The 6316-nt window shown below is 68.1% G+C and carries 4 protein-coding genes and 1 pseudogene; all 5 read left to right on the top strand.

The annotated features are described in order from the left end of the window. A pseudogene (locus Q0W90_RS10790) lies at positions 1-417 on the top strand (hypothetical protein); the annotation flags it as partial. Between the two features lie 192 nt (positions 418-609). Then, positions 610-1239, top strand: coding sequence for a phosphoribosylglycinamide formyltransferase (purN, locus tag Q0W90_RS10785; protein WP_297699697.1), 630 nt, complete (start codon positions 610-612; stop codon positions 1237-1239). Between the two features lie 13 nt (positions 1240-1252). Next, a complete protein-coding gene (gene purH / locus Q0W90_RS10780) occupies positions 1253-2836 on the top strand; it encodes a bifunctional phosphoribosylaminoimidazolecarboxamide formyltransferase/IMP cyclohydrolase (protein WP_297599482.1) in 1584 nt (527 codons plus the stop codon). A 108-nt stretch (positions 2837-2944) separates the two neighbouring features. Next, the gene (locus tag Q0W90_RS10775; RefSeq protein ID WP_297599481.1) at positions 2945-4339 is read left to right on the top strand and encodes an ATP-binding protein; all 1395 of its coding nucleotides are present in this window, start codon (positions 2945-2947) and stop codon (positions 4337-4339) included. Beyond that, a complete protein-coding gene (locus Q0W90_RS10770; RefSeq protein ID WP_297599480.1) occupies positions 4332-6314 on the top strand; it encodes a VWA domain-containing protein in 1983 nt (660 codons plus the stop codon). The genes Q0W90_RS10775 and Q0W90_RS10770 overlap by 8 nt, the downstream gene beginning before the upstream one ends. Positions 6315-6316: the final 2 nt, after the last annotated feature.

Below are 6316 nucleotides of genomic sequence, written 5' to 3'. Positions count from 1 at the left end.
GTCGCCGGGGCTTTGGTGATGTCGCTGATCGCCTACGGCGGAAGCGGACAGCTGGGCAACTTCGGCCATGTCGGCGTCGACCAGGGCGCATTGCTTCTCGGTGTCTTCTTCTGGTTCGCGGTGATTGGCGGGATCACCGTGGTGATGAGCGGCGGGGTCATACGTCGCCCCAGACGCCTCAGGACCAAACCCGCGCCCGCCGCACCGGCCGAGGAGCCGGCCGATTTCGCCGATGTTGTCGATGAGCGGGCGGCAGAGGAGGACGTCATCGAGCCCTCTGCGCCCGACGGTGGCGTGGGGGAAGGTGAGATGGAGCTTCCCGCGGCGGAGGGCGCTGCGGGGGAAGGCGGGACGGAGCCTCCCGTGGCCGAGGGCGAGCCGGAGCCTCCCGCGGCCGAACGCGATCCGGAGGAATAGGCAAGTTGCCCGCCTCTCAGCGACAACGGCGATGGGTGGGGGCGGGCGTTGGGCGATTGTCGCTCGAAGGCGGGCAATTCGGCTATTGACCAGCCTGTCGTCGGATGGGCACGAGGCGCACGGCGCGTGCATCGTGGAGTTCCTGCGCGCGCCCGTGGGGACGCGCATCGTCGCCCGACTAGGCTCGCCGATGTGGACGAACCCCTCCATGTGCCCCCCAACGCGTCGGCGCGGGTAGTGGTTCTGGCCTCGGGCACCGGTTCGCTGCTGAATTCCCTGATCGACGCCGCCGTCGCGGACTATCCGGCCCGGGTCGTCGCCGTCGGCGCCGACCGCGATTGCCTGGCCACCGAGATCGCCACGGCCGCGTCGCTGCCCACGTTCACCGTCCGCCTCGGCGACCACGCCGACCGCGCCGCCTGGGACGCGGCGATCACCGAGGCCACCGCCGCCCACTCGCCCGACCTGGTGGTCTCCGCAGGGTTCATGAAAATCCTTGGACCGCAGTTCCTTTCACGATTTCACGGGCGCGTCATCAACACCCACCCGGCGCTGCTGCCGGCGTTCCCGGGTGCACACGGGGTTGCCGACGCGTTGGCCTACGGTGTGAAGGTCACGGGCTGTACGGTGCACCTGGTAGACGCCGGCACGGACACCGGGCCGATTTTGGCGCAGCAATCCGTTCCGGTGCTCGACGGCGACAACGAAGAGACTCTGCACGAACGCATCAAAGTCACCGAACGGAAGCTGCTGGCGGACGTGGTGGCCGCGATCGCAACCGGCGGCCTGACCCTGGTCGGGAGAAAAGCGACGATCGGATGAAAGGCGACAACCGATGAGCACCGACGACTGGCGGGAGAACGCCAAAAGACCGATCCGTCGCGCCTTGATCAGCGTGTACGACAAGACCGGGCTCATCGAGCTGGCCCGGGGGCTGACCGAGGCGGGCGTCGAGATCGTCTCGACCGGATCCACCGCGAAGAACATTGCCGAAAAAGGCATTCCCGTAACGCCGGTCGAGGAGCTGACCGGTTTTCCCGAAGTGCTCGACGGCCGGGTCAAGACCCTGCACCCGCGCGTCCACGCGGGCTTGCTCGCGGATCTTCGCAAACCCGAGCACGCCTCCGCGCTCGAGCAGCTCGGCATCGCGGCCTTCGAACTCGTCGTCGTCAACTTGTACCCGTTCACCGAGACCGTCGACTCCGGCGCCAGCATCGACGAATGCGTCGAACAGATCGACATCGGTGGCCCGTCGATGGTGCGCGCCGCCGCGAAGAACCATCCCAGCGTGGCGGTGATCACCGACCCGGGGGGCTATGACGGGGTGCTCGCCGCGGTCCGGCACGGCGGATTTACCCTCGCCGAACGAAAAAGGCTGGCATCGCTGGCATTTCAGCACACCGCGGAATACGACCTCGCGGTGGCGGCCTGGATGGAGTCGACGCTGGCACCCGAACATCCGCCGACCGCCTTCCCGAAGTGGCTCGGGCGCAGCTGGCGCCGCTCGGCGATGCTGCGCTACGGCGAGAATCCGCACCAGCAGGCCGCGCTCTACAGCGACCCGAGCGCGTGGCCGGGGCTGGCACAGGCCGAGCAGCTACACGGAAAAGAGATGTCCTACAACAACTTCACCGATGCGGACGCGGCCTGGCGGGCCGCCTTCGACCACGAACAGACGTGCGTGGCAATCATCAAGCACGCCAACCCGTGTGGGATCGCGATCTCATCGGTATCGGTCGCGGACGCGCATCGCAAGGCCCACGAATGCGATCCGCTGAGCGCATTCGGCGGGGTCATCGCGGCCAACACCGAAGTCAGCGTTGAGATGGCCGAATACGTCAGCACCATCTTCACCGAAGTCATCGTCGCCCCCGCCTACGAGCAGGCCGCCCTGGACGTCCTGACACGCAAGAAGAACATCCGGGTGCTGGTGGCCTCCGAGCCGTTGACCGGTGGTACCGAACTGCGGCCGATCAGTGGCGGGCTTTTGGTGCAGCAACGCGACGAGCTTGACGCGCACGGGGATAACCCGGCGAATTGGAGCCTGGCGACGGGGTCGCCCGCGGATCCGGCGACGCTGTCGGACCTGGTTTTCGCGTGGCGCGTTTGTCGCGCCGTCAAATCGAATGCGATCGTGATCGCCGCCGGCGGCGCCACCATCGGCGTCGGCATGGGTCAGGTGAACCGCGTGGACGCCGCGCGGCTGGCCGTCGAACGTGGCGGGGATCGCGTGCGCGGCGCGGTCGCGGCCTCGGACGCGTTCTTCCCGTTCCCCGACGGCCTCGAAACGCTGACCGGTGCCGGGGTGACGGCGATCGTGCATCCCGGGGGATCGGTGCGCGACGACGAGGTGACGGCGGCCGCCGCCAACGCCGGCATCACGCTGTATCTCACCGGGGCGCGGCACTTCGCCCATTAGGTGCGCCGTCGCCCCAATAGGTGCCCACGGCACCCCCTGATTGCGTGTCAAGAAGCCTGAAGTGAACGCCCTTCGCATGACTCGTCTGAGGCCGCGTCGTAGCGTGGAGTGGTGACGTCACCGAGCAACCTGCCCCGCACCGTCGGCGAACTGCGTGCCGCCGGTCACCGTGAACGGGGTGTCAAGCAGGAAATCCGCGAAAATCTGTTGACCGCATTGGCCGACGGGCCGGACAGCGCAGCCATCTGGCCGGGCATTCTGGGGTTCGACGACACCGTCTTGCCCCAGCTCGAGCGGGCCCTGATCGCGGGTCACGACTTCGTCCTGCTCGGCGAACGCGGCCAGGGCAAAACCCGGCTGCTGCGTGCGCTGGTCGGGTTGCTCGATGAGTGGACGCCGGTGATCGCCGGGGCCGAACTGGGTGAGCATCCCTTCTCGCCGATCACGCCGGAGTCGATCCGCAAGGCCGCCACCCTGGGCGACGATCTGCCGGTGGAATGGAAGCACCGCAGCGAGCGCTACACCGAAAAGCTCGCCACCCCCGACACCAGCGTCGCCGACCTGGTTGGCGACATAGACCCGATCAAGGTCGCCGAGGGCCGCAGCCTGGGCGACCCCGAGACGATCGCCTACGGGCTGATCCCACGCGCGCACCGCGGCATCGTCGCGGTCAACGAACTTCCCGACCTCGCCGAGCGCATCCAGGTGTCGATGCTCAACGTGATGGAGGAACGCGACATTCAGGTCCGCGGCTACACGCTGCGCCTGCCGCTGGACGTCTTGGTGGTCGCCAGCGCCAACCCCGAGGACTACACGAACCGGGGACGTATCATCACGCCGCTCAAAGACCGCTTCGGCGCGGAGATCCGGACCCACTACCCGCTGGAGCTCGACGCCGAAGTCGGGGTGATCGTGCAGGAGGCACACCTGTCGGCCCAACTGCCCGATTACCTCATGCAGATCATCGCCCGATTCGCCCGCTACTTGCGGGAGTCCAACTCCGTCGATCAACGCTCCGGGGTGTCCGCGCGGTTCGCCATCGCCGCCGCCGAGACCGTCGCGGCCGCCGCCCGGCACCGCGGCGCGATCCTGGGGGAGACGGATCCGGTGGCCCGGGTCGTCGATCTGGGCACCGTGATCGACGTCCTGCGCGGCAAGCTCGAATTCGAGTCCGGCGAGGAAGGCCGCGAACAGGCGGTGCTCGAACACCTGCTGCGCCGGGCGACCGCGGACACCGCGTCGCGGGTGCTGGGCGGTATCGACGTGGGTTCGCTGGTGTCGGCGGTCGAGGGCGGTTCCGCGGTGACGACGGGTGAGCGGGTGTCGGCCAAGGACGTGCTGGCCGCGGTTCCCAGCCTGCCGGTGGTGGACAAGATCGCGGACAAGCTCGGCGCGAGGTCGGAGGGCGAGCGCGCCGCGGCGCTGGAATTGGCGCTCGAGGCCCTGTATCTGGCCAAGCGGATCGACAAGGTGTCCGAGGAGGGGCAGACCGTCTATGGCTAGAGCGCACTCTTCGCGATACTCGGCGTACACCGGCGGGCCCGACCCGCTGGCGCCGCCGGTGGATCTGCGCGAGGCGCTCGAACAGATCGGCCAGGACGTCATGGCCGGCACATCACCGCGCCGGGCGCTCTCCGAGCTGCTGCGCCGCGGCACCAAGAACATGCCCGGCGCGGACCGGCTCGCGGCCGAGGCCAATCGGCGCCGACGGGAGTTGTTGCGGCGCAACAACTTGGACGGAACCCTGCAGGAGATCAAGAAGCTGCTGGACGAGGCCGTGCTGGCCGAACGCAAGGAGCTCGCCCGCGCGCTCGACGACGACGCCCGCTTCGGCGAACTCCAGCTGGACGCGCTGCCGGCTTCGCCGGCCAAGGCCGTCCAGGAGCTCTCCGAGTACAACTGGCGCAGCGGCGAGGCCCGCCAAAAGTACGACCAGATCAAGGATCTGCTCGGCCGCGAGATGCTGGACCAACGCTTTGCGGGAATGAAGCAGGCGCTGCAGGGCGCCACCGACGAGGATCGTCAGCGCGTCAACGACATGCTGAACGACCTCAATGATCTGCTGGACAAGCACGCCCGTGGTGAGGACACCCAAGAAGACTTCGAAAAGTTCATGGACTCCCACGGCGAGTTCTTCCCGGAGAACCCGCGCGACGTCGATGAGTTGCTGGACTCGCTGGCCAAGCGCGCCGCCGCCGCGCAACGCTTCCGCAACAGCCTGAGCGCCGAGCAGCGAGCGGAGCTGGATGCCTTGGCGCAGCAGGCATTCGGCTCCCCGGCGTTGATGCAGTCGCTAAATCGGCTCGACGCGCACCTGCAGGCGGCGCGACCGGGGGAGGACTGGAGCGGGTCCGAACAGTTCTCCGGTGACAACCCGTTCGGGATGGGCGAGGGCACCCAGGCGCTGTCCGATATCGCCGAGCTCGAGCAACTGGCCGAGCAGCTTTCGCAAAGCTATCCGGGCGCCACCATGGATGACGTCGACCTGGACGCGCTGGCGCGCCAGCTCGGCGACGAGGCAGCCGTCGACGCCCGCACGCTTGCCGAATTGGAACGCGCGCTGGTCAATCAGGGCTTTTTGGACCGCGGTTCCGACGGCCAATGGCGGCTGTCGCCGAAAGCCATGCGCAGGCTGGGGGAGACGGCGTTACGCGATGTGGTACAACAACTTTCCGGACGGCGCGGTGAACGTGATCATCGGCGCGCCGGGGCGGCCGGTGAGCTCACCGGCGCCACGCGGCCCTGGCAGTTCGGTGACACCGAACCGTGGCACATCTCCCGCACACTGACCAACGCCGTACTGCGCCAAGCGGGGACCGCCACCCTGGATGGACCGGACGCGCGGTTGAAGATCACCGTCGACGACGTCGAGGTCTCCGAGACCGAGACCCGTACGCAGGCCGCGGTCGCGCTGCTGGTGGATACCTCGTTCTCCATGGTGATGGAGAACCGCTGGCTGCCCATGAAGCAAACGGCGCTGGCACTCAACCACCTGGTGTGCACCCGGTTTCGCTCGGATGCCTTGCAGATCATCGCGTTTGGCCGATACGCCCGGACGGTGACCGCCGCCGAGCTCACGGGTCTCGAGGGGGTGTACGAGCAGGGCACCAACCTGCATCACGCGCTGGCGCTGGCGGGCCGTCATCTGCGCCGCCACCCCAACGCCCAGCCAGTCGTACTGGTGGTGACCGACGGTGAGCCGACCGCGCACCTGGAGGATTTCGACGGCGACGGCACGACGGTGTTTTTTGATTACCCGCCGCATCCGCGGACCATCGCCCATACCGTGCGCGGATTCGACGAAATGGCGCGCCTCGGTGCGCAGATCACGATCTTCCGGCTGGGCAGCGACCCCGGTCTGGCACGGTTCATCGACCAGGTCGCCCGGCGCGTCGAGGGACGGGTTGTGGTGCCCGACCTCGACGGGCTGGGAGCGGCCGTCGTCGGCGACTATCTACGATCGCGCCGCCGTCGGTAATG

The sequence above is a fragment of the Mycobacterium sp. genome (assembly GCF_025933915.1).
In the GTDB taxonomy this organism is placed as follows: domain Bacteria; phylum Actinomycetota; class Actinomycetes; order Mycobacteriales; family Mycobacteriaceae; genus Mycobacterium.
Note: the sequence above shows the minus strand (reverse complement) of the source record. Positions and strands in the feature narration are given on the sequence as shown.

Coding starts and splice junctions, on each gene's coding strand:
- purH (WP_297599482.1), top strand. CDS start 1,253: ATGAGCACCGACGACTGGCGGGAGAACGCCAAAAGACCGATCCGTCGC.
- Q0W90_RS10770 (WP_297599480.1), top strand. CDS start 4,332: ATGGCTAGAGCGCACTCTTCGCGATACTCGGCGTACACCGGCGGGCCC.